Here is a 25,477-nt window from a genome sequence, read left to right on the forward strand (position 1 = left end):
GGGGACGGCCCGCACCGCTCCGGGGCGCGCCGGGCTCGCCCATTAGGCTGAGCCGTATGACGGAGACCGTGTCGCAGACCCTGCAGGATCGGGCGCTCATCGAAGAGGCCACGAAGAAGTCCGGCCTCATCTGGGTCCGGGGCGCTTCGGGGCCGGCGCGTGCGCTGTGGCATCTGTGGCATGACGGCGCCGCCTGCCTCGTCGGGGACGGTGCCGGGGAGCAGCCGCTGGCCGATCTCGGGCTCAGCGACGGCGGCCGGGCCACGGTCACCGTACGCAGCAAGGACAAGGGCGGCCGGCTGATCGCCTGGCAGGCGCGGGTCAGTGAGCTGCCGCCGGACGGCGACGCCTGGCGGGCCGCGGTCGACGAGCTGAAGGGCAAGCGGCTCAACGCGCCGGACGCGGACACGCTCACGGAGCGCTGGGCGCGCGAGTGCCGGGTGCTGCGGCTGGAGCCGACCGGCGAGACCGAGCAGCGCCCCGGTGCCATGCCGGACGACTCGCACGCCGCCCCGCCGCTGTCGACGCCCGCCGTCACCCGGCGGCCCGCCCCGGCCGCGCTGCCGAAGCTGCTGCGCCGGGGGCGTAAGGGCTGACCAGGCGCGTACGAGAGGCCGGGCCCCGCGGGGTTGACCGCCCCGGGGTCGCATCCCGGCCCCGGCCGTCAGCCGGCGCCCTCGATCTTCTTCCCGTAGTCGACGACCTGGTCCTGGGCCGGCGCCTTGAGGTCCACGGACTTGCCCCAGTCGTCGAGCCGGACCACGCCCGCGCCGCCCGCCCGCTTCAGCCGCAGCGGGTACGGGGCGCCCTCCAGGGAGACGTCCAGGCTGCCGCCGGAGCCCGCGCCCGCGGAGAGCCGGATGGTGCGGACCCCGTCGATATCGCCGCGGCCGTCGGTCGTCAGCTTGCCGTGCAGCCCGAGCAGGCTGCTGAGCAGCACATCCTTGTCCGTGAAGCCGCTGAAGCGCTTGTAAACCGGGTCCGCGGAGGGCACCTTGACGTACTTGCCGCCGAGTTTGGCCGCGGCGACCGCGTCCGGCGAGCCGGGCTTGCCGCCCTTCTCGCCGGCCCAGAAGGCCGCGTCCGCCTTCAGATAGAGCGCTTCGCCGACCCGCAGCAGCTGGAACGCGGCCGCCTTCGTGCTCAGCTCGCCCCTGGCGCCGTCCTTCGCGAGGCGCATGTCGAGCTTGTAGGTGTTGCCCCGGCTGACCACGCTGCCGGAGAGCCGGACCGTTTCCGCACCCTTCGCCGCCGCCATCGCCTTGGCCTCGATCTTCGTGGCCGAGAGCTTGCCCAGCCCGTTGGTGCCGGCGTCCGGGTCCTCCTCGGCACCGCAGCCCGCAAGTGCCGCGGCCAGTCCCGCGCACACCGCCCCCACGAGCGCCGCCCGTGCCGTGCGACGGGGGCGGGCCAAGGGTCGGGGACTCGTCCCCAAGGGGATTGCAGTCACGTCGGCTCTGCCTCCTGATGCGGGTGACCTCGTCAGCAGTACGGCAGCGTACCCGGGCCGGACCCGGTTTCCGACGCGGCGCGGAGCGGACGCCATACGGCCGTTTTCCCCGGAGCGGCGGTGACTCCGGCGCGTTAGCCTGAACCCAAACCGAAGCCATATACGGGGCAGAACAGGACACGAGGTACGGGTACAAGGGAGGCGCTCTGCATGGCGGTGGTGACCCCCCGGGTGTTTGTCTCCCATCTCTCGGGCGTCGCCGTCTTCGACCCCAACGGCGACCAGGTCGGGCGCGTCCGGGACCTGGTCGCGATGCTCCGCGTCGGCGCCCGTCCGCCACGGCTGCTCGGTCTCGTTGTCGAGGTGCACACCAGACGCCGGGTCTTTCTGCCCATGACCCGGGTGACCGGCGTGGAGTCCGGCCAGGTCATCACCACCGGCGTGATCAATATGCGGCGCTTCGAACAGCGCGCGTCCGAGACCCTGGTGCTCGGCGAACTGCTGGACCGGCGGGTGCGGCTGGTCGAGACCGACGAGGAGGTCACCGTCCTCGACATCGGCATCACCCAGCTGCCGGCCCGCCGCGACTGGGAGATCGACAAGGTCTTCGTCCGCAAGGGCAAGGGCGGGGCGCTGCGCCGCAAGGGGGAGGCGCTGACCGTGGAGTGGTCGGCGGTGACCGGCTTCTCGCGGGAGGAGCACGGGCAGGGCGCGGCGAGCCTGCTGGCCACCTTCGAGCAGCTGCGGCCCGCCGACCTCGCGAGCGTCCTGCACCACCTCTCCCCCAAGCGGCGCGCCGAGGTCGCCGCGGCGCTGGACGACGACCGGCTCGCCGACGTCCTGGAGGAGCTGCCGGAGGACGACCAGGTCGAGATCCTCGGCAAGCTGAAGGAGGAGCGGGCCGCGGACGTCCTGGAGGCGATGGACCCGGACGACGCCGCCGATCTGCTCTCGGAGCTGCCGGAGGAGGAGAAGGAGCGGCTGCTGGCCCTGATGCGGCCGGAGGAGGCCGCGGACGTACGGCGGCTGATGGCGTACGAGGAGCGCACCGCGGGCGGGCTGATGACCACCGATCCGATCGTGCTGCGCCCGTCCGCGACCATCGCGGACGCGCTGGCCCGGGTCCGCGACCCGGACCTCTCCCCCGCACTCGCCGCCCAGGTCTACGTCTGCCGGCCGCCGGACGAGACCCCCACCGGCAAGTATCTGGGCCTGGTGCACTTCCAACGGCTGCTGCGCGACCCGCCGTTCACCCTCGTCAGCTCGATCGCCGACACCGATCTGCCGGCCCTGCAGCCGGACACCGCGCTGCCCGAGCTGACCGGCTATCTGGCGACATACAACATGGTCTCCGCGCCCGTCGTGGACGAGAGCGGATCACTGCTCGGCGTGGTCACCGTCGACGACGTACTGGACCATCTGCTGCCGGACGACTGGCGGGAGACGGAGATGCACGGCTCGCCGGCGCTCGGGGTGACCGGCGCCGAGCGCCTCGGGGAGGCCGCGGATGCCCCCTGAGGAGCGGGAGAGCGCCTGGGAACGATCCCGCGCCCATGGCTCCACGGCGCTGCGGCGGGGCACCGCCGAGCGGCCCCGGGTGCGCCTCGACCAGCCGCGCGTACCGCCCCGTACGTTCCGCCGTACGTTCTGGCCCGAGTACGACCCGGAGGCGTTCGGACGGCTGTCGGAGAAGATCGCCCGCTTCCTGGGGACCGGCCGGTTCATCGTCTGGATGACGTTCACGATCATCGTCTGGATCGGCTGGAACATCGTCGCGCCCAGGGGCCTGAAATTCGACGAGTACCCGTTCATCTTCCTGACCCTGGCGCTGTCGCTGCAGGCGTCGTACGCGGCGCCACTGATCCTGCTGGCGCAGAACCGGCAGGCCGACCGCGACCGGGTCACCCAGGAGCAGGAGCGCGCGCAGAACGAGCGCTCCATCGCGGACACCGAGTATCTGACCCGGGAGATCGCGGCACTGCGGATGGGCCTGGGCGAGGTCGCCACCCGGGACTGGATCCGCTCCGAGCTGGAGGGTCTGACGCGGGGCATGGAGACGCGGCAGCTGGCCGAAGCGGAGAGTGACGAACGCCACCGGTGACGGCCTTTCCGGAGGGCGCCTCACGCGCCGTACCGCCCGCCCGTCGCCCGGCCACCACCCCTTTGGGGCGCTCCCCGAACTCCGTTTGGGGGGACCCCCACGCGCGGCCGTACTATCTCTACATGGCAACTGACACGCCCCAGCCCAACGGCTCCGCGCCGAGCGAGGACGCGGTCCGCGCCGCGCTCGCGACGGTCAACGACCCCGAGATCCACCGCCCCATCACCGACCTGGGGATGGTCAAATCGGTGGACATCGCGGCGGACGGCGCGGTGGCGGTCGTGGTCTATCTCACCGTCTCCGGCTGCCCGATGCGCGAGACGATCATCAACAGCGTGCGCGACGCCGTCGCCCGGGTCGAGGGCGTGACCGGCGTCACGGTCGAGCTGGAAGTGATGAGCGACCAGCAGCGCAAGGAGCTGGCGGCATCGCTGCGCGGCGGCACCGCCGAGCGTGAGGTGCCGTTCGCCCAGCCCGGCTCGCTGACCCGGGTCTATGCCGTCGCGTCCGGCAAGGGCGGTGTCGGCAAGTCCTCGGTGACGGTGAACCTGGCGGCGGCGATGGCCGCGGACGGCCTGAAGGTGGGTGTGGTCGACGCCGACATCTACGGCCACTCCGTGCCCCGCATGCTGGGTGCATACGGCAAGCCCACCCAGGTCGAGAACATGATCATGCCGCCGTCCGCGAACGGCGTGAAGGTCATCTCGATCGGCATGTTCACCCCCGGCAACGCGCCCGTCGTCTGGCGCGGCCCGATGCTGCACCGCGCACTCCAGCAGTTCCTCGCCGACGTCTACTGGGGCGACCTGGACGTCCTCCTCCTGGACCTGCCCCCGGGCACCGGCGATATCGCGATCTCCGTGGCGCAGCTCGTCCCGAACGCCGAGATCCTCGTCGTCACCACCCCGCAGCAGGCCGCCGCCGAGGTCGCCGAGCGGGCCGGTGCGATCGCCGTGCAGACCCACCAGAAGATCGTCGGCGTGGTGGAGAACATGTCCGGGCTGCCCTGCCCGCACTGCGACGAGATGGTCGATGTGTTCGGCACCGGCGGCGGCGAGCGGGTCGCCGAGGGCCTCACGAAGACGACCGGCACCCAGGTCCCGGTGCTCGGCGCCATCCCGATCGACGTCCGCCTCCGCGAGGGCGGCGACGACGGCAAGCCGGTCGTGCTGACCGACCCCGACTCCCCCGCCGGCTCGGCCATCCGCACCATCGCGGGCAAGCTGGGCGGCCGTCAGCGCGGCCTGGCGGGCATGTCGCTGGGGATCACTCCGCGCAACAAGTTCTGAGGACCGGGGAGCGGGGCTCCCCGGGAGACGCTGAGGGGCGGGCCATCGTGGGCCCGCCCCTCAGCGATTTTCACACAAATGCCTGGGCGTACTTCATACATACGGCGGCGCCCGGCGCTCCCGGGCTTCGCGCCGCCCTGCCATCGCGAAGCCCGGCCTGTGAGGCGCGGCCAGGCCGTAGCGTGTGGCCGGCAAGCCGACCACTCGCACCGGCCGTCAGCGCCGCTCAGCCCTCGTACGCCGTGATGTCCGTGACGACCGAGAAGCCCAGCCCGTAGGCGCTCATCCCGCGCCCGTACGCGCCGATGTGCACGCCGTCAGGCCCTGAACCGGCCAGCACCCAGCCGTACTCGGACTCGCGGTAGCGGAACGGCATGGGTACGCCGTCCACCGGGAGCGTCAGTTCGCTCCAGCTGTCGCCGTCGAGATCGTCCGCCAGCTCCCAGGCCAGCATGGTCTGCTGGTCCAGCCAGTCCTGGCGCAGCGACCGGTCCATCTGGGACGGCCAGGTCTGCGAGAGCAGCCCGGCCCCGGCGAGCCAGGCGGCCGTCGAGACCGAGGTGGCCTCCAGTACTCCGGTGCCGTCGGCGCTGCGCCGTCCGGGGCGGCTGGCGACCGTCACCACGACCGCGAAGCGGTCGGTGCTCCGGGCCGACTCCACCTTTATCGTGGGCTCCTCGCCATGGCCCACGGCACCGTGCTCAACGGTGCCGTCGGCGGCGGTGCCGACCTGCATCAGCCAGCGGGGTCCGGTGAACGCCTCATCGAGGCCGTACCACGGGAACGCCGCCAGCAGATAACCGTCGACCTTCCGGCCGACGTCGGACACACCTCGTTCCACTGTCGGACTCGTCGTCTCCATCTGCGCGGAGCCTCCTCGTTGCCCTGCGTCGTGGGCGGCCCGCCCCCCTCGGGCGACCTCACCCCGGACACCGGGAGCATAGCTCTCGCCGGCAAGGCAGCCGGGCATAAGGGAATATCAGGTGGCGTCGGCATCGAATGGCGGACGCTCGGCGGGCGTCGTACCGCCGCTCTTCTTGGCCAGGTCGGGGCGCCCGGAGGCGGCGGGGGACTCCTTGGTGAGCGACGTCACCGGGCCGTTCGACGCACCGGCGGCCCCGGCAGCCCCAGCGGCCCCGGTGGACGCGGCGCCTTCGAGTCCGCGCACGGCGTCCGTGACCTCGGCCATCTCCTTCTTCAGGTCGAAGCCGTCACGGAGCTCCTGCAGCTCCTTGAGGCCGTACTCGTCCTTCTCCAGGACGTGCTTGCGCACGAAGTTCTTGGGCTTGAGGTCGTCGAACTCGAAGTCCTTGAACTCCGGACCCAGCTCGCTGCGGATGTCCTCCTTGGCGCTGTCAGAGAACGCCCGCACCTTGCGGATGAAGCCCATGACGTCCTGGATGACCTTGGGCAGCTTGTCCGGACCGAAGATGAGCACGGCAAGGATCACGAGGGCGACAAGCTCCAGCGGTCCTATGTCGAAGAACACCTTGCTGCTCCTTGGATATCCGCGGACGACAGGTCCTGGATGATTGAAGGGGCCAGGCCGACTATCACGGTACCTGGCCCGATACGACCGGCGGGAGTCACCCGCGCCAACACCGTGCAAACGATCAGCCCGAGCTGGACGAACCCAGTGTGAGCCGCAGGGTGTGCTCCTTCCCGTCCCGTCGGAGCGTGATCTGAAGGCTGTCACCCGGCCGGTGGCTACGGATCTTCACGATCAGCTCCTCGCCGCTGTGCACCGGGACGCCGTCCACCTTGGTGATCACATCACCGGGCTTGATCCCGGCCTTCGCGCCGGCGCCGCCGGGAGTGACCGACGGCGCGCCGTCCCTGCCCCGCTCGCTGACCCGTGCGCCGTCACCCGCGTACTCCATCTCCAGGCTCACGCCTATCACCGGGTGGGTCGCCCGGCCGGTGTTGATCAGCTCCTCGGCCACCCGCTTGGCCTGGTTGATCGGGATGGCGAAGCCCAGCCCTATGCTGCCGCCCTGGCCGCCGCCGTCGTCCGGTCCGCTGCCGCCGCCGGCCGCCCGGATGGCGCTGTTGATGCCGATCACCCGGGCCTTGGCGTCCACCAGGGGGCCGCCGGAATTGCCCGGGTTGATGGGCGCGTCGGTCTGCAGGGCGTCCACGTACGACACATCGCTGCCGTCGCCCTTCTGACCGCCGGCGGTGATCGGGCGCTGCTTGGCGCTGATGATGCCGGCGGTGACGGTGTTGGCGAGGTCGTACGGCGCTCCGATGGCCACGACCGGGTCGCCGACCCGGACCGAGTCGGAGTTGCCGAGGGTCAGCGGGTGCAGGCCCCTGACGCCCTCGACCTGGATGACCGCGAGGTCATAGCCGCCGTCGCGGCCGACGACCTTCGCCTTGGCGGTCTGGCCGCCGCTGAACGTCACGGAGATCTCGCCGCCGTCACCGGCCGGTTCGACGACATGGTTGTTGGTGAGGATATGGCCCTGCCGGTCGAGGACGAAGCCGGTGCCGGTGCCCTGTTCGGCGCTGCCGCGGACGTGGATGGTGACGACGCCGGGCAGCGCGGCCTGTGCGATCCCGGCGACGCTGTCCGGGCTGCGGTCCCCGCGCTCGCCGGCGGCCTGCGGCAGTGTGATGTCGCCGAGGCCGCCGGTGCGCTCGATGTACGCGCCGATCCCGCCGCCGACGCCGCCCGCGAGCAGCGCGAGGGCCACCGCGCCGACCACCAGCGGTCCACGGCGGCCGCCGCGTCGGGCGGACGGCACGGGCGCGACGGGGCCGCCGTGCTGGGGCGCGCGCCAGGGGTCGTACTGCTGCCATGCGCCGTGGAGGGCGGGGCCTGGGGTGGGGCCGGTTCCCGGGGCGCTGCTGGGGCCGGGCATGGCGGTGTGGGGCTGAGGCTGTGTCTGTGGCTGGGGTTGTGTCTGCGGCTGAGGTTGCGTCCGCTGCCGCGGCTGGGGGGCGAAGGACCCGGTGCGCGAGCCGGCGGGTCGGGGGCCGCCGTCGCCCGGGTGCGGGACGAACGCACCGTCCGCGCTGTCGTGCGCCGGGTCCGGCGGGCCGCCTCCGTGGCCGGCCGTGGTGTCCGGGATGGTGGCCGGTGCGTCGCCCGGCTTCCGCAGAACCGGCTGGTGGGAGCCGCTCTGCTCGGTCGGCCGGGAGTGCTGCGTGGCATCCGTCGCCGTCCCGGACGGGTGCTGATCGCCACCGGACGGGGCCGGGGAAGGGGTGTCGGGCGGCGACGCGAGGGCCGTGGGCGGCTGCGCCGGGGGTCCCCCCTGCTCATGGGGGTCCCCCCGCTCGAACGAAGTGGAGAGTGGGGCAGAAGTCGAGAACTCGGGGGAGGGGGTCGGCACCGGCCGCTGTACGGGAGGTGCGGGCGCCCAGGGGCCGGGACCGCCGTACGGAGGCGTGCCGTACGGGTCCTCGGCATGCAGCGGCTGCTGACGCCGAGCCCCGCCGTCCCCCAAGCTCTCGGCCCTTCCCCCACCCTCCACTTCGTTCGAGCGGGGGGACCCCCATGAGCAGGGGGGACCCTCATCCTCGACCTGGTGAGCCATGACCTCGTCCTCCGCTCCGGGGGTCACCTGACCGAGCGTCACCGTCGAAGCGGGGGCGTGATCGGCACCCGGCGCGGACGCAGAGGTAACGGAGTGGTCGGCCGGGGCAGTTGCTTCGGCTGGGGTGTTTGCCTGGGCCGGTGAGCCTGCCGGGGCGGACGTGTATGCCGTGGCCGACGTGCCTGCCGGGGCGGCTTCGGCCGCGTGTGCACCGTCCGTGGCGTGGGTGGCTTCGGTCGGTGTGGCCGCTCGGGTGGCGTCGGGCGAACCGGCCGCATCGGACGAACCGGTGGCATCGCCCGGCCCTGACGGTGCGGAGAGCGCCGATGACGCGGAAGGCTCCGACGGCGGCCCGGCCGCCGCGGACGCACCCGCCATCGTGGCCACCCCGGCCTCCGCTCCCCCGGCCGCGCCCGCGCTCGCCCCTCGCTCCGGCGGACGAACGGTCCAGTCGCCGCCCCCGTCCGACCCGTCCGCCGCATCCGGCCCGTTCGGCCAGTCCAGACCGGCCGCGCCCTTCGCCCCCTCCGTGGCGGAAGTGCCGGGCATCGGGCCGGCCGCCGCGGTTCCGGCGACGGACACCGGTGCCTGCGGGCCGGCCTCGGCGGACGGTTCGGTGCCCGGGGTGCGTCCCGGGCGGCTCCACCACTTCAGCTTCGGCCCGGCGGCCTTACCGTCGTCCATGCTCTCCCCATATTTTGCCCGCGGTCACAGCGGGCCACCGCCACCTCGCGGCCCGCGCCCCGCACAGGGGTGCGCCGCCCAGGCGATTCAATCAGTTCGGCGCGGGCCTGCGCAGGGGCGGTCAGTGCGCGGCCGAGGCGGTGCCCCGGCCGACGGGGCCGGGCGCCCCGGTCGCGCCCGCGGAGCCGAGCCACGGCCGCTTGGGCTCCGGCGGGGGGAGAGGGTGCCCGGTGAGGGGCCTGCCCGCCTCGGCGGCCACCGGGGTGAAGCGGTACCCCGGCGCCGGACCGGTCGCGGCTATCAAGGGCGGCAGGGCGAAGCGCCCTGCCGACGGGATGAGCGCCGCCGAGTGCGGCTGCGTGGCCGAGCCCGGTGCGTACGGACCCATCATGCCGGGCGCCGGAGTCACGGCCGGGTGGCCGGGCAAGGGGCCGCGCCGGGAGTCCGAGGACGTGAGGAAGTCGTTGACGTAGGCCGGCGAACCGCTGCCGCCCGCCGGGGTGGCGCCGAGCGGGGTGACGGCCGTGCCGTTGCCCTCACCGCGCCCGCCGGGCACATCGACGGCTTCCAGCGGCAGGGCGCCGCCGAGCGCGAAGGCCGCGAGGGAGACCGCGCCGGCCGCCGCGAAGGCCAGCCGGCGCCGCTGCGCCGCGGGCCGCTCGACCTCATGGACCCGGAAGCCCCGCGCACGCGGCTGCGCCGGGACGCCGGACACGGCATGGGCGCCATGGCCCCCGGAGGGAACATAGCCGAAGCGGCCATCGCCCCGGATGTAGTCGCCGCGCCCCAGGCCACCGCTGCCGAGTCGGCTGCCGGGACCGTCCGGATCGCCACCGGGCAGCCCCTGGAGGCGCGCCAGCAGCCCCTCGGAGGGACCGGGGGGCGCCGTTTCCGCGAAGACGCTTTTCAGCCGGCGCTGCGCGTCGGCCTCTGCCTTGCACTTTCCGCACGTCGCGAGATGCGCGAGCACCCGCTCGCGCGCGTCATGCCCCAACTCGCCGTCGACCAGAGCCGCGAGGCGGTCGCCGAGATGCTGCTCGGCAGGGGACGGAACGCCCAATCCGCTCACGCGATTCCTACCTCCCCGGTGGACACCACGAGCGACCGCTGCTGCTCGCGCTCCTCGGCGCGCGCCGCCGGGGAGCGGTGCTGGAGCGCCTTGCGCAGATGGGAGCGGCCACGGTGGATCCGGCTGCGGACCGTGCCGAGCTTGACGCCGAGGGTGGCGGCGATCTCCTCGTACGACAGGCCCTCGATGTCGCAGAGGACGACGGCGGCACGGAACTCGGGCGCGAGGGTGTCCAGCGCGTGCTGCACATCCGCGTCGAAGTGGGTGTCGTCGAAGTGTTCCTGCGGTTCGCGTTCGGCGCTGGGCAGCTTCTCGTCCGCGTCGTCACCGAGCGCGTCGAAGCGGATACGGCTGCGGCGGCGGACCATGTCCAGGAAGAGATTGGTGGTGATGCGGTGCAGCCAGCCTTCGAAGGTGCCGGGGCTGTACTTCGACAGCGAGCGGAAGACGCGGACGAAGACCTCCTGCGTGATGTCCTCCGCGTCGTGCTGATTGCCGCTGAGGCGGTAGGCGAGACGGTAGACCCGTGCGCTGTGCAAGCTGACGATCTCCTCCCAGGTGGGCGGAGTCCACGCCTGGGCGTCCGCGTCGGAGGCGAAGGTCGCGGTCGTCGCGGAGTCGTTGGTGCGGAGACTGTCAGCGGTGTTCGTCACGGATTTCGGCTCGGCGGACGACCTTCTCAAGCGCCTGCGCACTCTTCGGTCACCTGCCGCAGCCGCACCTCCCCTGGTGGCTCTGGTGGTGTCCAGTAGAGCCCCTACCATATCCATCTCGCCCGTTAGCTCCGGATAAGCAGTTTTCACCTGCATTTGGTTCGGCTTCTGATCTTGCCGCCTGTCTCGCGCGGTCTTCACCGGTGCATCCCCCGCTTTCCCCGTACCTCTTCTTTAACGCCCGGTCCCATCTGCGGGTTCCCGTAGACAGCGGATACAGTCACGGTTGCGTCAACTACGGGGACAGGAGAGGGCCATTACCGGCAACCGGCAGACGGGCTTGGCATTCGCCGAGGCGTACGGCGCCGGGTCCATCGACGGCACCACCGATGCCGCCCTGCGCTGGTCCCGTGACCGCGCCCGGGAGGCGGGGATCCGTGCCGTGTCGACCGGCACCGGCGCCGCCCTGCGCCTGCTCGCCGCCACCGCGGACGCCAAGGCGGTCGCCGAGATCGGCACCGGCACGGGCGTGTCGGGCATCTATCTCCTGCACGGAATGCGGCCGGACGGGGTGCTGACCACCGTCGACATCGAACCGGAGCGGCAGGCGTTCGCCCGGCAGGCGTTCCGCGAGGCGGGCTTCGCCGGAAACCGTGCGCGCTTCATCCCCGGCCGGGCGCTGGACGTCCTCCCCCGGCTCGCCGACGGCGGTTACGACCTCGTCCTCTGCGACGGCGACCTGATGGAGTGCCTGGAGTACCTCGCTGAATCGTTGCGTCTGCTACGTCCCGGCGGGCTGGTGTGCTTCGAGGGCGTCTTCGCGGACGGCCGTACGGTCGACTCCTCGGTGCAGCCGGCGGAGGTGCTGCGGCTGCGGGAGCTGCTGCGGGCCATACGGGAGAGCACCGCGCTGGTGCCGTCCCTGCTGCCGGTGGGCGACGGGCTGCTCTGCGCGGTCAAGCGCGGCTGACCGCCCGGCGACATCCGGCCGCGTCCGCCTGAACCAGATCCGACCTGCGCTTTCAGCCCATCCCGGAGGGGATCTCGGCCCAGCACCACAGGCGCTCTTAGACGAAACGAACGGCCCCGGCACACGGCGCGCATGCTGTGCGCGCCGCCTGCCGGGGCCGGGGTATCGGCTGGGGGGTACCGGGAACAGGCCCCGGGAAACCGCAGCGGTTGTTCCGCCCTCGTCAGACGGTGACCTTCTCCAGAGCCTCACCCAGGGCCTTGGCTTCGTCGGGTGTCAGCTCGACGACCAGTCGCCCGCCGCCTTCGAGCGGAACGCGCATGACGATGCCCCGCCCCTCCTTGGTCACCTCGAGCGGGCCGTCGCCCGTCCGCGGCTTCATGGCCGCCATGCTCGTTCCCCTTCCTGAAACCAGCTCATCGTCAGCCGACGGCCCTTTTCAGGCACCGTGTCACCGGCATCGAACACATTGCTTCTGAGCCATTATCCCGCATCGAACGACCCGATGACCAACATCGGACAGCATCCCTTCTGCAACGCGCTCGCCCAAAACCACTCAATTCGGGGAGCGGGCTGCGATACTTCGCCACTCGCACACTCCCGCCCTGCCCGCTTTCTTTGACGTACGTCACATGTCGGCGGTCGATGATCTCCGGCATCCTGAGCGCTGGCTGCCCTCACCGGGCAGTCCGAGCCGCGACGGAGGGGACCCTCACTATGGCCGACACCGTGCTCTACGACCTGACCGACGGACTGGCGACGGTCACCCTGAACCGCCCGGACGCGATGAACGCGCTGAACATCGAGGCGAAGGTGACGCTGCGGGACACCCTCCGGGAGGCCGCCGCCGATCCCGCCGTCCGCGCCGTGCTGCTGACCGCCACCGGGCGCGCCTTCTGCGTCGGGCAGGACCTCAAGGAGCACATCGGTCTGCTGGCCGAGGACCGGGCGAACGGCTCGGGCAGCACCATGACCACCGTGCGCGAGCACTACAACCCCATCGTCGAGGCGCTGACCGAGATGCCCAAGCCCGTCGTCGCGGGCGTCAACGGTGTCGCCGCCGGCGCCGGCGCGGGGTTCGCCCTGGCCGCCGACTACCGGGTCGTCGCCGACTCCGCGTCCTTCAACACCTCGTTCGCCGGGGTCGCGCTGACCGCCGACTCCGGGATCTCCTGGACGCTGCCCCGGCTGATCGGGCACGGCCGGGCCGCCGATCTGCTGCTGTTCCCGCGCAACATCGGCGCCCAGGAGGCGTACGACCTCGGGATCGCCAACAAGGTCGTCCCGGCGGCGGAGCTGGCCGGGACGGCGGCGGCCGTCGCCCGGACGCTGGCGCAGGGCCCGACCGCCGCCTACGCCGCGATCAAGGAGTCGCTGGCCTACGGAGCCGGGCACTCGCTCGCCGAGACCCTCGGCAAGGAGGACGAGCTGCAGGTGCGGGCCGGGGCGTCGGAGGACCACCGGATCGCGGTCGAGGCGTTCGTGAAGAAGGAGAAGCCGGTGTTCCTGGGGCGCTGAGGGGGCCGCTGCGCTTGGGCTCGCCACGGCTCGGTTGCTCGCCTCGTTCGGCTGTCCCGCCGTAGGGGGTTCTCGCTCGTCCGCTGCGCTTTGCCTGAGCCGACGTCTTGGGCTTTCTCGCCGCTGTGGCTGCGGTGGGCTCTTGCCGCTGCGCGGGGCTGCCGGGTGTGGTTCCGGACCTCCGGACTCCGTCCTGCGGTCCGGTCCCTCCCGTTGAGGGTGGGAGAAGACCCGTGGGGGTGCACGTAAGACCTCAGGCGCGCCCCGGCGCCTGCCCCGCCCGCGCCGCGGCCTCCACCGCATCACGCACATGGCAGTCCGCGAGATGGTCGTTGACCAGGCCGCACGCCTGCATCATGGCGTATGCCGTCGTCGGACCGACGAAGCGGAAGCCGCGCTTCTTGAGGTCCTTGGCGAGCGCCGTCGACTCCGGGGTGACCGGCTGCAGATCGCCGAGGGTGCGCGGCGCCGGGCGGGCGGCGCGGTCGGGGGCGTAGGACCAGACCAGGGCGTCGAGCTCGCCCGGGGCCAGCGCGGCGGCGACCCTGGCGTTGTTGATGGTCGCGGCGATCTTGGCGCGGTTGCGGATGATGCCGGGGTCGGCGAGCAGCCGTTCGGCGTCCGCGTCCGTGAACCGGGCCACCGCCGGGATGCGGAATCCGGCGAACGCGGCGCGGAAGCCGGGGCGGCGGCGCAGGATCGTGATCCAGGACAGGCCTGACTGGAACGCCTCCAGGCTCATCCGCTCGAAGAGGGCGTCGTCGCCATGGACCGGCAGACCCCATTCGGTGTCGTGGTACGCCCGGTAGTCGGCCATCTGCGCCGACTCCAGCCCCCAGGGGCAGCGCGGAACGCCGTCCGGAGCCGTGACCACACCCTTCATGCCCGCTCCTCTCCCTCCGGCCGGTCGGACGGCTCCTGGGCCTGCGGTGCCCCGGGCCGTGCGTCCTCCACCGGGCCCGGCCGGGCGTCCTGGATCAGCCCGGGGGCGCCCATGGCCGCCGCATGCGCCCCGGCCAGCGCCGCCTCCAGCTCCGCGATCCGGGAATCCCGCTCGGCCAGCTCGGCGCCCAGCCGGTCCAGGACGTCATCGACGTCGGACATGCGGTAGCCGCGGACGGCCACCGGGAGGCGGACGGCCTCCACATCGGCGTGCCCCAGCGGGCGGTCGTCGGGCAGCGGGTCGTAGAGCCGGTCCGGCGGGGAATCCCGCAGCCCGCCGCCCTCGGCGTCGCCACCGCCGACAACAATGAGCGTGACCGCGGAGACGACCACGACCATCGCGATCAGCAAGAACCAGAACACGACCAACTCCCCGAACTCAGCGTCTGCACCGATCGTGCCATGAGGGTGTGACAGTTAGGGTCGCTGGCGGAACACGGAGAGGGAGTCAAGGAATGCTGCGGCTGGGGAATCGCGAGTTCGGTGCGCACGAGCCGGTCATCATGGCGATCGTCAACAGGACCCCGGACTCCTTCTACGACCAGGGCGCCACGTTCCGCGACGAGCCCGCGCTCGCCCGCGTCGAGCAGGCGGTGGCCGAGGGCGCCGCGATCATCGACATCGGCGGGGTCAAGGCCGGTCCCGGCGAGGAGGTCAGCGCCGAGGAGGAGGCGCGCCGCACGGTCGGGTTCGTGACCGAGGTGCGCCGGCGCCACCCCGATGTGGTGATCAGCGTCGACACCTGGCGGCACGATGTCGGCGCGGCGGTCTGCGAGGCCGGCGCGGATCTGCTCAACGACGCCTGGGGCGGCGTCGATCCGCGGCTGGCCGAGGTGGCCGCCCGGTACGGTGCGGGCCTGGTGTGCACCCACGCGGGCGGCGCCGAGCCGCGTACCCGCCCGCACCGGGTGACGTACGAGGACGTGATGGCCGACATTCTGCGGGTGACGCTCGGACTGGCGGAGCGGGCCCTGGAGTTGGGCGTCCGGCGCGACGGGATCCTGATCGACCCGGGGCATGACTTCGCGAAGAACACCCGGCACAGCCTGGAGGCGACCCGGCGGCTCGGCGAGATGACGGCGACCGGGTGGCCGGTGCTGGTGTCGCTGTCCAACAAGGACTTCGTCGGCGAGACCCTCGGCAAGCCGGTCAAGGAGCGGGTGCTGGGCACCCTCGCGACCACCGCCGTATCGGCCTGGCTGGGCGCGCGGGTCTACCGGGTGCACGAGGTCGCCGAAACCCGGCAGGTGCTCGACATGGTGGCCTCGATCGCGGGCCACCGGCCCCCTGCGGTCGCCCGCCGGGGGCTGGCCTGAGGCCCGGGACCGCTCTACGGCTCTACAGCCCGGTCTCCTTGCTCACCAGCGCGATGGCCTCGTCCACGTCATCGCTGAGGTGGAAGAGTTCCAGGTCGTGCGCCGACGCCTTGCCCTCGGCGATGAGGGTGTGCCGCAGCCAGTCGACCAGTCCGCTCCAGTAGGACGTGCCGAACAGCACGATCGGGAAGCGGGTGACCTTACGGGTCTGGACGAGGGTGAGCGCCTCGAAGAGCTCGTCCAGGGTGCCGAGCCCGCCGGGCAGCACCACGAATCCCCGGGCGTACTTCACGAAGCAGGTCTTCCGGACGAAGAAGTAGCGGAAGTCGACGCCGAGGTTCACATACTCGTTGATGCCCTGCTCGAAGGGCAGCTCGATACCGAGCCCGACGGACACCCCGCCCGCCTCGCTGGCGCCCTTGTTGGCGGCCTCCATGGCGCCGGGACCACCGCCGGTGATCACCGCGAACCCGGCCTCGACCAGCGTCCGTCCGAGCCGCACCCCGACCTCGTACTCCGCGGAACCGCGCCGCGTACGGGCCGAGCCGAAGACGCTGACGGCCGGACCCAGCTCGGCGAGCGCCCCGAAGCCCTCGACGAACTCCGCCTGGATGCGCATCACGCGCCAGGGGTCGGTGTGCACCCACTCTGAGGGCCCTTCGGTGTCCAGCAGCCGCTGGTCCGTCGTGCCGGGCTGCACCTGGCCGTCACGGCGCAGTACGGGACCCAGCCGCTGCTCCTCCAGGGCCCGCTCACCCTCGGGACTGACCATGACGTGCTCCCTTCGCCGACGATCGTGTGCCCGTTCAGCGTAGGTCCACGGACGTGAAGCGCAGGAGAACTCGGCCCGTCGACGACCGGTCGGCGGACGGTTCCCGGGGCCGGGGCCGGGACCCATGCCCTTGCGGCCACAGGGCCCCTCAGGCCGTCAGCCAGGCGCGCAGCCGCTCCTCGCAGTGCAGGATCCGCTCGACCTCGACCCGCTCGTCCTTCCTGTGCGCGAGCAGGGAGTAGCCGGGACCGTAGTTGACGGCCGGGACGCCGAGGGCGCTGAAGCGGGAGACGTCGGTCCAGCCGAACTTGGGCATCGCGGTGCCGCCGACCGCCTCCATGAACGCCTTGGCCGCCGGGTGGGACAGACCGGGCAGCGCACCCGGGGTGTGGTCGTCGACGATGAACTCGTCAATGGGGCAGTCGGCGAAGACCTCGCGGACGTGGGCCACCGCCTCTTCGGGGCTGCGGTCGGGCGCGTAGCGGAAGTTGACGGTGACCGTGCAGGCGTCCGGGATCACGTTGGTGGCGACGCCGCCCTCGATGCCGACGGCGTTGAGCCCCTCGCGGTATTCGAGGCCGTCGATCACCGGGCGGCGCGGCTCGTACGCGGCGAGCCTGGCCAGGATCGGAGCGGCGGCGTGGATCGCGTTGGCGCCCATCCAGCTGCGCGCGGAGTGGGCGCGCTCACCATGGGTGCGCAGCAGGACCCGCAGAGTGCCCTGGCAGCCGCCCTCCACCTGGCCGTCGGAGGGCTCCAGGAGGACGGCGAAGTCGCCGGTGAGCCAGTCGGTGTGGGCGTCCGCGACCTTTCCGAGGCCGTTCAGATGTCCGGCGACCTCCTCCTGGTCGTAGAAGACGAAGGTCAGGTCGCGGTTGGGCGCGGGGACCGTGGCGGCCATGCGCAGCTGGACGGCCACCCCGGACTTCATGTCGCAGGTGCCGCAGCCCCACAGGACGCCGTCCTCGTCGAGCCGGGACGGGACATTGTCCGCGATCGGGACGGTGTCGAGGTGTCCGGCGAGCACCACCCGCTCGGCGCGGCCCAGGTTCGTACGGGCCACGACGTTGTTGCCGTGCCGGTCGACGGTCAGATGCGGCAGCGCGCGCAGGGCGTGCTCAACGGCGTCGGCCAGGTCCTTTTCCCCGCCGCTGACGGAGGGGATGTCGACGAGCCGCGCGGTGAGTTCGGCGGCGTCCAGCGACAGGTCCAGGACGGGGTGGTGTGTGGAGCGCTCCATGGTGCCGACCCTATCGGCAGCACTCCAGTACGGTGGGCCCGTGTCCGCGCAGCCCACCACCCCAGTCCGCCGCAAGCGCCTCTGGCGCATCAGCGCGGCATTCGCCGTGCTCCTCGGACTGGCCGTCTATCTGGTCGTGCAGTACGTCACCGGTGGCCCGGGGGCGCCGCACTGCACCGTGCGCGCCGAGGGCGACGGCGAGGCGTACGAGCTCACCCCGGAGCAGGCCGCGAACGCCGCGACGATCTCGGCCGTGGCGTCCTCGCGCGGCCTGCCGGAGCGGGCGGTGACGATCGCGCTCGCGACCGCGATGCAGGAATCCGGGCTGCGCAACATCGACTTCGGCGACCGGGATTCGGTCGGCCTCTTCCAGCAGCGGCCGTCCCAGGACTGGGGCACCGTGAAGCAGATCATGGACCCGGTGTATTCGGCCGGGGAGTTCTACCGGCATCTGGTGAAGGTGCCCGGCTATTCCCGGCTGCCGCTGACCGCCGCCGCGCAGAAGGTCCAGCGCAGTGGCTATCCGCAGGCGTACGCGAAGCACGAGGCGAACGCCGCGCGGCTGACCGGGGCACTCACCGGCCGCGACCCGGCCGCGCTGACCTGCACGCAGAGCCGCCCGGTGGACGACCGGTCGGGCGGCGGCGCGAAGGTACGGGAGCGGCTGGTCCGGGAGTTCGGGCCGGAGGTGCTGCCGCGGACGGACGGCGTCGGCGGGCGGCACGCGGGCGGCAGGCGGACCGTGACGGTGCCGGTCCGGCCGACCGGACCGGGGGCCGGCGGGAGCGCCACCCAGCGCGGGTGGGAGCTGGCGACCTGGGCGGTGGCGCACTCCGCCGAGCTGCGTATCGAACAGATCTCCTATGCCGGCCGGACGTGGGCGGCGGCCGATTCGGGGAAGGGCTGGCAGAAGCGGCCGGCCGACTCCGGCGCCGCTTCGGCGCGCTCCGCGGGCGACGTTCGTATCATCACCGCGCCATAACCGCCGGGCCTTTGATAGGGCAGCGGCAGTAATTCCCTCCACCAGCAGGGAACTTCGCGCTACGAACACGCATGAATTCCCAATTCCCTTATCGCTTAAGGGTCATGGCATTTCGTCGCACCGTCACACCATGCCCGCGTTGCCCGCCATTATCCATGGCCGATTATGCGACGGGTTACCAATTCTTTACCTTAGTTCACCGCAACTTTCGGGGAGCTGACGCGCTTAGTCAGAGCGTCCGCCCGGCGGACATGGCACATCTGTCAGAAGTTACGAGCCCTTCTCCGTAAAAGGAGCACCATGTCCCACCCCGTTACGCGTCGGATCGCCCGAGCTGCCCTCCTGATCGCAGCAGGCGCGGCTCCCGTGGTCGGTGCGGCCGGTTCCGCGAACGCTTTGAGCGTGCCGCCGAAGGCACCCGTCGGCGGCCTGGACGCCGATGGCACCAACCAGAAGGTCGACGACGTCGCCGAGACCGGTGTCGGCATGGCGAACACGCTCGGCCACCAGACCGCCAGTGAGCTCGCCCCGGCGACCGTCAACACCGTCGTCCCGACGGTCGTGGCGGCCCAGCCGCTCGTGTACGGACGCGACGGCACCACGGGGATCCTTGTCCGGGAAGACGTCAAGGGCGGCCACAAGAGCGGCAAGAGCGGCCACAAGGGCAGCACCAAGAGCACCGCCAAGGCTGCCACCAGGACCGCCATGAAGACCGCCCACGACGCGGCCCGCAAGGCCGGGAAGACGGCCAGGCACGCGCCCGCGATGGCCAAGAACGCCGCGCAGAGCCAAATGCCCGGTCACGGCCTGATCGGCGGTCTTCCGCTGACCCCTCCGGGCATGTTCGGCAACTGATCTTTCACTTGCCGTACCGCGCAGGGCCCGGGGATTCCTCTCTCCCCGGGCCCTGCGCGATCAGTGCAATGACCGGCAATCGACAGGCAATTGACCGGCAGCGGAATTGCCGCCGACGGAACTGCCGACGGGACTGGGGCCGGTGGAACCGGTGCCAGTGGAACGACGGCCGGCGGCATACCCTCAGCCGGTCATTCCGCCAGGCGGTGCACCGCGGCGTCCACCCGCTCGTCGGTGGCGGTGAAGGCGATCCGTACGAACCGCTCGCCCGCGGCGCCGTAGAACTCGCCCGGGGCGACCAGGATGCCCTGTTCGGCGAGATCACCGACGGTGTCCCAGCAGGGTTCGTCGCGGGTCGCCCAGAGGTAGAGCGACGCCTCACTGTGCTCGATACGGAAACCGGCGGCCTCGAAGGCGGTGCGCAGAGCGGTGCGGCGACGGGCGTAGCGCGCGCGCTGCTCGGCCACGTGGGCGGAGTCGCCCAGCGCGGCGACTGTGGCGGCCTGGACCGGTGCCGCGACCATCATTCCGCCGTGCTTGCGGAGCTGCAGCAGCTCGCCGAGGACGGCGGCGTCGCCGGCCAGGAACGCGGCGCGGTAGCCGGCCAGGTTGGAGCGCTTGGAGAGCGAGTGGACGGCGACGATGCCGTCCGGGGAGCCGCCGCAGACGTCCGGGTGCAGCACCGAGACCGGGTCGGCCTCCCAGCCCAGTTCGAGGTAGCACTCGTCGCTGAAGACCAGCACACCGTGCTCGCGGGCCCAGGCGACGGTGCGGCGCAGGGCGTCGGCGCTCAGCACCCGGCCGGTGGGGTTGGACGGCGAGTTCAGCCACAACAGCTTCAGCCCGGTGGGGTCGAGCTCGGTCGGCTCGTCGTAGACGACCGGCTCGGCGCCGGCCAGCCGGGCGCCGACCTCGTACGTCGGGTAGGCCAGCCGCGGGTAGGCCACCTTGTCGCCGGGACCGAGGCCCAGCTGGGTGGGCAGCCAGGCCACCAGCTCCTTGGAGCCGACGATCGGCAGCACATGGGTGTGCTCCAGGCCGCGGGCGCCCAGACGGTCGGCGGCCCAGCCGGTGAGCGCGTCGCGCAGCGCGGCGGTGCCCCACACCGTCGGATAGCCGGGGCTGTCGGCCGCGTCGGTCAGCGCCCGCTGGATCACGGCGGGCACCGGGTCGACCGGGGTGCCGACGGACAGGTCGACGATGCCGTCGGGATGTGCCGCGGCGGTGGTCTTGTACGGCTCCAGCCGGTCCCAGGGGAACACAGGAAGACGGGATGAGACCGGGCCCATGGTGCTCTCTTTCTCGGACGGGTGACGTCTCCCGTACAGGGCGATGCGGGGAGGCCGGCGCGGCGAGGTCGGCGCGGACACCCCGGCCCCGTACAGCGGGCGGCCGTACGGGGCCGGGTAGCGCCGCGCGACCGGCGATCACATGGACAAGAGGGAGCGACGGGCTCCCTCTCCGTCCAGGATCGTTACTGGTTCTGTGGCGGCAGCTCGGCGATGAAGGGGTGGTCGCGCTCGATCAGACCGAGCTTGCTGGCACCACCGGGCGAACCGAGCTCGTCGAAGAACTCGACATTCGCCTTGTAGTAGTCCTTCCACTCTTCGGGAGTGTCATCCTCGTAGAAGATCGCCTCGACGGGGCAGACCGGCTCACAAGCACCACAGTCGACACATTCGTCCGGGTGGATGTACAAGGACCGGGAGCCCTCGTAGATGCAATCGACGGGGCACTCCTCGATGCATGCCTTGTCCTTGACGTCGACACAAGGCTGCGCGATGACGTAGGTCACGCTGTCGTTCCTCCTCGGTAGGGCCGGCGGACCGATTGGCGGTACCGCCGCAGGGCGCGCGGGAGCGCGGCGTCGTCGATGCCCGCCACCTAGTATCTCCGTTCCCGGGCGCGAGACGAACATGAGGGGCGGATAGAGCGATGGAATTCATGACCGGAGGTCGCGCGGAAGTCCGTATCACCCCTGCTGACGTGGGCAAAAGGGTATCGGTCCGGCGTCGGACGGGCGGTGGCCCGGGGGAGGCCGCGTTCACCGACGCGGTCGGCGTTCTCACATCGTGGAAGGAGGGCGTGCTGAGCATCACACGTCGTAACGGAGAGTGCGTCCGGATCGATGAGGCGTCGCTGGTCGCGGCCAAGACGGTACCCGCGGAACCGGCCCGGCGGCGGGGGCCGGCGGCCGACGCACGAGAGCTCCAGGAGGTCGCGGCCCGCGGCTGGCCGGCTCTTGAGACGGAACGACTCGGAGACTGGACGCTGCGGGCCGCCGCCGGATTTACGCGGCGGGCGAACTCCGTCCTCCCCCTCGGCGACCCCGGGATCCCGCTGGACGCGGCACTGGAGCGGATCACCCGGTGGTACGGCGAGCGCGAGCTGCCGGCGCTCATCATGGTCGCCACCGGGCGCGCGGACACCGACGAGCGGCTGGCGGCCGAGCTGGACGAGCGCGGCTGGACGCCCGAGCGGCACACCTCGGTCCGCGTCGCGGCACTGGCGCCGCTCGCCGACACCGGGGCGGACACTCCTCCTGACTCCGCCGGTGGTGCCCCCACTCACGTCACCCTCACCCGGGAGCCGCACGCCGACTGGCTCGCCCTCTACAACCGGACCGCCGCGCCCACGTCGGACGCCCTGAAGGTGCTGACCGGCGGCCCCTCGGTGTGGTTCGCGACGGTACGGGACGCGGACGGCCGCACGGCGGCCATCGGGCGCATGGTCGTGGACGGCCGCTGGGCGGGCTTCTCGGCCGTCGAGGTGGACCCGGCACAGCGGCGCCAGGGGCTGGCCACGCTGGTGACGGCAGCGCTCGCCGAGCGGGCCCTCCAGGAGGGCGCCTCGGCCGCGTATCTGCAGGTCGAGGGCGACAACGACGAGGGCCGCGCGCTCTACGACCGGCTCGGCTTCACCGAACACCACGGCTATCACTACCGGCGCGCCCTTCCGGGCGACAGCGCGCGCTGAGCGGGTATCCCCTTCGTATGCCCCCGGAACCCGAGCCGAAGCCGGACGGCGCCCGCGCCGAGCGGCGGCGGCAGTTCGCCGAGGCCGCGCGCGAGGAGCGGCTGGATCTCGCCCTGCTGTGCCTGCTGATCGCCGCCGAGGCGGACCCCGAGTTGGACGAGGCCGGCATGGACGCCGCCCAGATCGAGCTGGACCGGCTGGCCGGGCTGCTGCCCTTCGCCCCGGCCGGGGGCCCCGGCGCCTGGGCGCGGAATCTCGCCGAGCTGCTCGGCTCACGCCAGGGATTCGGCGGCACGCCCGCCGACTACCGGCGGCTGGAATCGTCGCTGCTGCACGAGGTGCTGCGGCGCCGCCGGGGCCTGCCGATCCTGCTGTCGGTGGTGTGGATGGAGGTCGCGCGACGGGCCGGCGCACCGGTGTACGGGGTGGCGCTGCCCGGCCATTTCGTCGTCGGCTTCGGGGACCCGTACGGGGAACATGTACTGGCCGATCCGTTCGCCGGCGGCCGGCCGCTCGGCGATGAGGACGCGGCGTTGCTGGTCGCGGGGGCGACCGGACAGGAGGTGACCGCGCGGATGCTGGCGCCCGCCGACCCCCTGGACATCGTGCTGCGGATCCTCAACAACATCCGGGCCTGGGCGGCGGCACGTCCGGAGCAGAGCGCGGTGCAGCTGTGGGCGGTGGAGCTGTCGCTGCTGCTGCCCGGCCATCCGGCCCGGCTGCGGCGCGAACGGGCCCAACTACTGGTCCAGCGCGGCGAGTTCATGGCGGGGGCCGCCGAGCTGGAGGAGTACGCACGCGTGGTGGAGGCCGTCGAACCGGCAACAGCGAAGGCGGTCCGCCGACAGGCTGTGGCGGCTCGGGCGCTGTTGAACTGAGGGGCGGTGAGAACGAGGGGCGTCGGTGTCCAGCGTGCGGCGACTGCGGAGGCCTAGCGGGCGGTGGGGCGGCCGGCCCGCCGGCCTGCGGGTGAGTGCGGGCTCCTGGCCGTCGCAGGGCTCCGGGTACTCGGGGCGCTCCGGACCTCGGCGGGTTCGGCGGAATCGCTGGAATTGGTGGAATTGGCGGCTCCGGTGACTTCTGTGGCTTCGGTGACTTCGGTGGTCTCTGCGGTTTTGCTGGTTTTGGTGGTTTGGGTGAGGCCGGCGGATTCGGTGGGTTCGATGGATTCGGTGACGGGGGCGCGGCGGATGATCAGCGCGGTCGCGTCGTCCTTCAGGTCGCCGCCGGTGAACCGTTCCAGGTCGGCGCGGAGCGTACGGGCCAGTTCGGCCGGCTCCAGGTGCGTCCAGCCGGCCAGCCGGTCGCGCAGCGGGTAGAACTCCCCGTCCGCACCACGCGCCTCGGTCACCCCGTCCGTGCACAGCACTACCCAGTCGTCCGCGGTGGGGCGGACGCGGACGCTCCGGCGCGGCTCGGCGCTCAGTGCGCCCAGACCCAGCGGCAGCTCGCCCTCCCCGTCGGACCGCTCGTAGACCCGGCCGTCGCGCACCAGGTAGTACGGGATGTGGCCGCAGGACATCACCCGGCCGTCGCGCGGGCCGCGCACCTCCAACAGCAGCGCGGTGACGAACCGCTCGTCGGTGCCCTGCTCGACCGAGCGGGTGTTGTACCGGATCAGCGCCTGCTCCATCCGCTCGGCCACCGACTCCAGCGAGTCCTGGTAGTAGGCGGCCTCCCGGAACGAGGCCAGTACCTCCAGTCCCGCCTCGATCGCCGGCATGCCCTTGCCCTGGACGTCGCCGATCATCACGCGCAGCCCGTGCGGAGTCTCGACGGCCTCGTAGATGTCGCCGCCGACCCGGGCGCCCTCCTGGGCGGAGACATAGAAGCCGAACGCCTCGACCGGGCCGGCCCGGAGCGGTAGTTCACGCAGCATGGCCCGCTGCACCGTGTCGGCGACCAGGCTCGTCCGGGCGTGCAGCGCCTCGCGCTCCAGGCGGGTGCGGCACAGCACCAGGGAGAAGACCGCCACCAGGAACGCCCCGAAGATGCCGACGACCCGGCTGGCCGGTGCCCATTCCTGCACTGTCAGGAGGTCGATGCAGGTCAGCGAGACAACGTAGACGACGGCGACGGCGAGGGTGGGGCGGAAGGTACAGCGCAGCGCCGCGATCAGCGGGGCGACGCCCAGGAAGGAGGAAATGTGCAGTTCCGGGCTGGTGGTCGCGTCCAGCGATACGACGACCAGAACGGCGACGATCAGCAACGCGGCAACGAGTCGGCCGCTCTCCGGGGGCTGGTTCGCACGCATAACACTTCAAGCCTGCGGGACGTCACGCGACACCGCACAGGGGCAAAGGTCCCGGGGAGGGGGCAGGGTGGAGCCAGGAACGGGGCCGGGGATTCGCCCCCAGCGGGCTCGCGCCCGGGCTGGCCGTGCCGCCCGGGGGCGAGGGGCGCGCCCGGGGGGGGGCACGGCCACCCCGGGGTCTAAAGCCAGCCCTTGTCGCGGGCCGTTCGGGACGCTTCCGCGCGGTTGCGGGCGCCCGTCTTCTGGATGGCGGTGGAGAGGTAGTTGCGGATCGTGCCCTGGGACAGGTTCAGGGCCTGGGCGATCTCGGCGTTGGTGGCGCCGTCGGACGCGACCCGCAGGACCTCGCGCTCGCGTTCGGTGAGCGGGCTGGGCCCATCGGCGAGGGCGGCCGCCGCCAGCGCCGGGTCGATGACCTGGTCGCCACGCAGCACCCGTCGTACGGCGTCCGCGAGGCGGGCGGCCGGGGCGTCCTTGACCAGGAAGGCGTCGGCTCCCGATTCCATTGCGCGACGCAGATAGCCGGGGCGCCCGAAGGTGGTGAGGATGACGACCTTCACGGCTGGCAGCCGGTCGCGCAGCTCGGCCGCCGCGTCCAACCCGCTGATGCCGGGCATCTCGATGTCCAGCAGGGCGACATCCACATCGTGCGCCCGCGCTGCCGCGAGCACTTCGTCGCCGCGCGCCGCCTGGGCGACGACCTCCAGATCCGCTTCCAGCGACAACAGCGCGGCCAGCGCTTCCCGGACCATCGACTGGTCCTCGGCCAGCAGCACTTTGATCACGCGCGCCAGCTTACGGCGTGTGACTTCCCCACTTCGAGCGGGTGGCCCGTCACCGCCTTCGAGCGGATAACCCCTCTTG

Annotated in this window: 26 protein-coding genes; 11 read left to right on the forward strand and 15 right to left on the reverse strand. The window is 72.1% G+C overall.

Annotated elements, in window-relative coordinates; translation table 11 throughout:
- Positions 1 to 56 precede the first annotated feature (56 nt).
- Positions 57 to 596 (forward strand): ferredoxin reductase domain-containing protein, encoded by a 540-nt coding sequence (locus tag K9S39_RS16545; RefSeq protein ID WP_248864125.1) that lies wholly within the window; start codon positions 57 to 59, stop codon positions 594 to 596.
- Between the two features lie 68 nt (positions 597 to 664).
- Here the strand turns inward: K9S39_RS16545 and K9S39_RS16550 are convergent, their stop codons facing one another.
- Positions 665 to 1,414, reverse strand: a complete 750-nt coding sequence (locus K9S39_RS16550; protein WP_248864126.1) for a hypothetical protein — start codon at positions 1,412 to 1,414, stop codon at positions 665 to 667.
- 246 nt (positions 1,415 to 1,660) lie between these two features.
- Between K9S39_RS16550 and K9S39_RS16555 the strand changes: the two genes are divergently transcribed.
- The 3 genes from K9S39_RS16555 to K9S39_RS16565 all read left to right on the forward strand — a co-directional run bounded on the left by K9S39_RS16555 (position 1,661) and on the right by K9S39_RS16565 (position 4,840).
- A complete protein-coding gene (locus tag K9S39_RS16555; protein WP_248864127.1) occupies positions 1,661 to 2,968 on the forward strand; it encodes a magnesium transporter MgtE N-terminal domain-containing protein in 1,308 nt (435 codons plus the stop codon).
- Entirely contained in the window at positions 2,958 to 3,551 is a 594-nt protein-coding gene (locus K9S39_RS16560; RefSeq protein WP_248864128.1) for a DUF1003 domain-containing protein, read from the forward strand. The genes K9S39_RS16555 and K9S39_RS16560 overlap by 11 nt, the downstream gene beginning before the upstream one ends.
- A 122-nt stretch (positions 3,552 to 3,673) precedes the next feature.
- Positions 3,674 to 4,840 carry an Mrp/NBP35 family ATP-binding protein gene (locus tag K9S39_RS16565; protein WP_248864129.1) on the forward strand — a complete coding sequence of 389 codons (1,167 nt, stop codon included), beginning with the start codon at positions 3,674 to 3,676 and terminating at the stop codon, positions 4,838 to 4,840.
- 226 nt (positions 4,841 to 5,066) lie between these two features.
- On the opposite strand, the gene K9S39_RS16570 is transcribed toward K9S39_RS16565, so the two are convergent.
- The 5 genes from K9S39_RS16570 to sigE form a co-directional block, all read right to left on the reverse strand.
- A complete protein-coding gene (locus K9S39_RS16570; RefSeq protein ID WP_248864130.1) occupies positions 5,067 to 5,702 on the reverse strand; it encodes a hypothetical protein in 636 nt (211 codons plus the stop codon).
- A 117-nt stretch (positions 5,703 to 5,819) separates the two neighbouring features.
- Positions 5,820 to 6,329: a sec-independent translocase gene (locus K9S39_RS16575; RefSeq protein WP_248864131.1), complete on the reverse strand. Its 510-nt coding sequence runs from the start codon at positions 6,327 to 6,329 to the stop codon at positions 5,820 to 5,822.
- Between the two features lie 124 nt (positions 6,330 to 6,453).
- On the reverse strand, positions 6,454 to 8,319 hold the full coding sequence (locus K9S39_RS16580; protein WP_319949638.1) for a trypsin-like peptidase domain-containing protein: 1,866 nt from the start codon (positions 8,317 to 8,319) through the stop codon (positions 6,454 to 6,456).
- Positions 8,320 to 9,187: 868 nt separating this feature from the next.
- Entirely contained in the window at positions 9,188 to 10,135 is a 948-nt protein-coding gene (locus K9S39_RS16585; protein ID WP_248864132.1) for a zf-HC2 domain-containing protein, read from the reverse strand.
- Complete coding sequence (gene sigE, locus K9S39_RS16590) at positions 10,132 to 10,788, reverse strand: RNA polymerase sigma factor SigE (RefSeq protein ID WP_406707953.1); 657 nt, start codon at positions 10,786 to 10,788, stop codon at positions 10,132 to 10,134. Before sigE ends, K9S39_RS16585 begins: the two co-directional genes overlap by 4 nt.
- Positions 10,789 to 11,074: 286 nt before the next feature.
- On the opposite strand from sigE, the gene K9S39_RS16595 reads away from it, so the two are divergent.
- On the forward strand, positions 11,075 to 11,758 hold the full coding sequence (locus tag K9S39_RS16595) for an O-methyltransferase (RefSeq protein ID WP_248864133.1): 684 nt from the start codon (positions 11,075 to 11,077) through the stop codon (positions 11,756 to 11,758).
- Between the two features lie 223 nt (positions 11,759 to 11,981).
- Here the strand turns inward: K9S39_RS16595 and K9S39_RS16600 are convergent, their stop codons facing one another.
- Positions 11,982 to 12,149 (reverse strand): DUF3117 domain-containing protein, encoded by a 168-nt coding sequence (locus K9S39_RS16600; protein WP_003985072.1) that lies wholly within the window; start codon positions 12,147 to 12,149, stop codon positions 11,982 to 11,984.
- A gap of 326 nt (positions 12,150 to 12,475) precedes the next feature.
- Here K9S39_RS16600 and chcB point away from each other — a divergent pair, with 326 nt between their 5' ends.
- Positions 12,476 to 13,276: a 2-cyclohexenylcarbonyl CoA isomerase gene (gene chcB, locus K9S39_RS16605; protein ID WP_248864134.1), complete on the forward strand. Its 801-nt coding sequence runs from the start codon at positions 12,476 to 12,478 to the stop codon at positions 13,274 to 13,276.
- A 253-nt stretch (positions 13,277 to 13,529) separates the two neighbouring features.
- Here the strand turns inward: chcB and K9S39_RS16610 are convergent, their stop codons facing one another.
- Both K9S39_RS16610 and K9S39_RS16615 read right to left on the reverse strand, forming a co-directional pair.
- On the reverse strand, positions 13,530 to 14,159 hold the full coding sequence (locus tag K9S39_RS16610; RefSeq protein WP_283112327.1) for a DNA-3-methyladenine glycosylase I: 630 nt from the start codon (positions 14,157 to 14,159) through the stop codon (positions 13,530 to 13,532).
- Positions 14,156 to 14,581, reverse strand: coding sequence for a DivIVA domain-containing protein (locus tag K9S39_RS16615; RefSeq protein WP_248864135.1), 426 nt, complete (start codon positions 14,579 to 14,581; stop codon positions 14,156 to 14,158). The genes K9S39_RS16610 and K9S39_RS16615 overlap by 4 nt, the downstream gene beginning before the upstream one ends.
- Before the next feature lie 92 nt (positions 14,582 to 14,673).
- Here K9S39_RS16615 and folP point away from each other — a divergent pair, with 92 nt between their 5' ends.
- On the forward strand, positions 14,674 to 15,534 hold the full coding sequence (gene folP, locus K9S39_RS16620; protein ID WP_248864136.1) for a dihydropteroate synthase: 861 nt from the start codon (positions 14,674 to 14,676) through the stop codon (positions 15,532 to 15,534).
- 22 nt (positions 15,535 to 15,556) lie between these two features.
- On the opposite strand, the gene K9S39_RS16625 is transcribed toward folP, so the two are convergent.
- Positions 15,557 to 16,306 carry an LOG family protein gene (locus K9S39_RS16625; RefSeq protein WP_248864137.1) on the reverse strand — a complete coding sequence of 250 codons (750 nt, stop codon included), beginning with the start codon at positions 16,304 to 16,306 and terminating at the stop codon, positions 15,557 to 15,559.
- A gap of 148 nt (positions 16,307 to 16,454) precedes the next feature.
- The gene (dapE, locus tag K9S39_RS16630; RefSeq protein WP_248864138.1) at positions 16,455 to 17,546 is read right to left on the reverse strand and encodes a succinyl-diaminopimelate desuccinylase; all 1,092 of its coding nucleotides are present in this window, start codon (positions 17,544 to 17,546) and stop codon (positions 16,455 to 16,457) included.
- Between the two features lie 40 nt (positions 17,547 to 17,586).
- On the opposite strand from dapE, the gene K9S39_RS16635 reads away from it, so the two are divergent.
- Positions 17,587 to 18,528: a heavy metal transporter gene (locus K9S39_RS16635; RefSeq protein ID WP_248864139.1), complete on the forward strand. Its 942-nt coding sequence runs from the start codon at positions 17,587 to 17,589 to the stop codon at positions 18,526 to 18,528.
- A 300-nt stretch (positions 18,529 to 18,828) separates the two neighbouring features.
- Complete coding sequence (locus K9S39_RS16640) at positions 18,829 to 19,383, forward strand: hypothetical protein (protein ID WP_248864140.1); 555 nt, start codon at positions 18,829 to 18,831, stop codon at positions 19,381 to 19,383.
- Between the two features lie 191 nt (positions 19,384 to 19,574).
- Here the strand turns inward: K9S39_RS16640 and dapC are convergent, their stop codons facing one another.
- Positions 19,575 to 20,672, reverse strand: coding sequence for a succinyldiaminopimelate transaminase (gene dapC / locus K9S39_RS16645; RefSeq protein WP_248864141.1), 1,098 nt, complete (start codon positions 20,670 to 20,672; stop codon positions 19,575 to 19,577).
- A gap of 185 nt (positions 20,673 to 20,857) precedes the next feature.
- Positions 20,858 to 21,178, reverse strand: coding sequence for a ferredoxin (gene fdxA / locus K9S39_RS16650; RefSeq protein WP_033319951.1), 321 nt, complete (start codon positions 21,176 to 21,178; stop codon positions 20,858 to 20,860).
- Positions 21,179 to 21,318: 140 nt separating this feature from the next.
- Between fdxA and K9S39_RS16655 the strand changes: the two genes are divergently transcribed.
- Both K9S39_RS16655 and K9S39_RS16660 read left to right on the forward strand, forming a co-directional pair.
- A complete protein-coding gene (locus K9S39_RS16655) occupies positions 21,319 to 22,359 on the forward strand; it encodes a GNAT family N-acetyltransferase (RefSeq protein WP_248864142.1) in 1,041 nt (346 codons plus the stop codon).
- Positions 22,360 to 22,376: 17 nt separating this feature from the next.
- On the forward strand, positions 22,377 to 23,237 hold the full coding sequence (locus K9S39_RS16660) for a transglutaminase family protein (protein WP_248864143.1): 861 nt from the start codon (positions 22,377 to 22,379) through the stop codon (positions 23,235 to 23,237).
- Between the two features lie 53 nt (positions 23,238 to 23,290).
- Here the strand turns inward: K9S39_RS16660 and K9S39_RS16665 are convergent, their stop codons facing one another.
- Positions 23,291 to 24,613: a PP2C family protein-serine/threonine phosphatase gene (locus tag K9S39_RS16665; protein WP_248864144.1), complete on the reverse strand. Its 1,323-nt coding sequence runs from the start codon at positions 24,611 to 24,613 to the stop codon at positions 23,291 to 23,293.
- Positions 24,614 to 24,792: 179 nt separating this feature from the next.
- Positions 24,793 to 25,398, reverse strand: coding sequence for a response regulator transcription factor (locus K9S39_RS16670; RefSeq protein ID WP_283112331.1), 606 nt, complete (start codon positions 25,396 to 25,398; stop codon positions 24,793 to 24,795).
- Positions 25,399 to 25,477: the final 79 nt, after the last annotated feature.

This window comes from Streptomyces halobius, assembly GCF_023277745.1.
In the GTDB taxonomy this organism is placed as follows: domain Bacteria; phylum Actinomycetota; class Actinomycetes; order Streptomycetales; family Streptomycetaceae; genus Streptomyces; species Streptomyces halobius.

Coding starts and splice junctions, on each gene's coding strand:
- K9S39_RS16545 (WP_248864125.1), top strand. CDS start 57: ATGACGGAGACCGTGTCGCAGACCCTGCAGGATCGGGCGCTCATCGAA.
- K9S39_RS16555 (WP_248864127.1), top strand. CDS start 1,661: ATGGCGGTGGTGACCCCCCGGGTGTTTGTCTCCCATCTCTCGGGCGTC.
- K9S39_RS16560 (WP_248864128.1), top strand. CDS start 2,958: ATGCCCCCTGAGGAGCGGGAGAGCGCCTGGGAACGATCCCGCGCCCAT.
- K9S39_RS16565 (WP_248864129.1), top strand. CDS start 3,674: ATGGCAACTGACACGCCCCAGCCCAACGGCTCCGCGCCGAGCGAGGAC.
- K9S39_RS16570 (WP_248864130.1), bottom strand. CDS start 5,702: ATGGAGACGACGAGTCCGACAGTGGAACGAGGTGTGTCCGACGTCGGC.
- K9S39_RS16600 (WP_003985072.1), bottom strand. CDS start 12,149: ATGGCGGCCATGAAGCCGCGGACGGGCGACGGCCCGCTCGAGGTGACC.
- chcB (WP_248864134.1), top strand. CDS start 12,476: ATGGCCGACACCGTGCTCTACGACCTGACCGACGGACTGGCGACGGTC.
- K9S39_RS16610 (WP_283112327.1), bottom strand. CDS start 14,159: ATGAAGGGTGTGGTCACGGCTCCGGACGGCGTTCCGCGCTGCCCCTGG.
- folP (WP_248864136.1), top strand. CDS start 14,674: ATGCTGCGGCTGGGGAATCGCGAGTTCGGTGCGCACGAGCCGGTCATC.
- K9S39_RS16625 (WP_248864137.1), bottom strand. CDS start 16,306: ATGGTCAGTCCCGAGGGTGAGCGGGCCCTGGAGGAGCAGCGGCTGGGT.
- dapE (WP_248864138.1), bottom strand. CDS start 17,546: ATGGAGCGCTCCACACACCACCCCGTCCTGGACCTGTCGCTGGACGCC.
- K9S39_RS16640 (WP_248864140.1), top strand. CDS start 18,829: ATGTCCCACCCCGTTACGCGTCGGATCGCCCGAGCTGCCCTCCTGATC.
- dapC (WP_248864141.1), bottom strand. CDS start 20,672: ATGGGCCCGGTCTCATCCCGTCTTCCTGTGTTCCCCTGGGACCGGCTG.
- K9S39_RS16655 (WP_248864142.1), top strand. CDS start 21,319: ATGGAATTCATGACCGGAGGTCGCGCGGAAGTCCGTATCACCCCTGCT.
- K9S39_RS16660 (WP_248864143.1), top strand. CDS start 22,377: ATGCCCCCGGAACCCGAGCCGAAGCCGGACGGCGCCCGCGCCGAGCGG.
- K9S39_RS16665 (WP_248864144.1), bottom strand. CDS start 24,613: ATGCGTGCGAACCAGCCCCCGGAGAGCGGCCGACTCGTTGCCGCGTTG.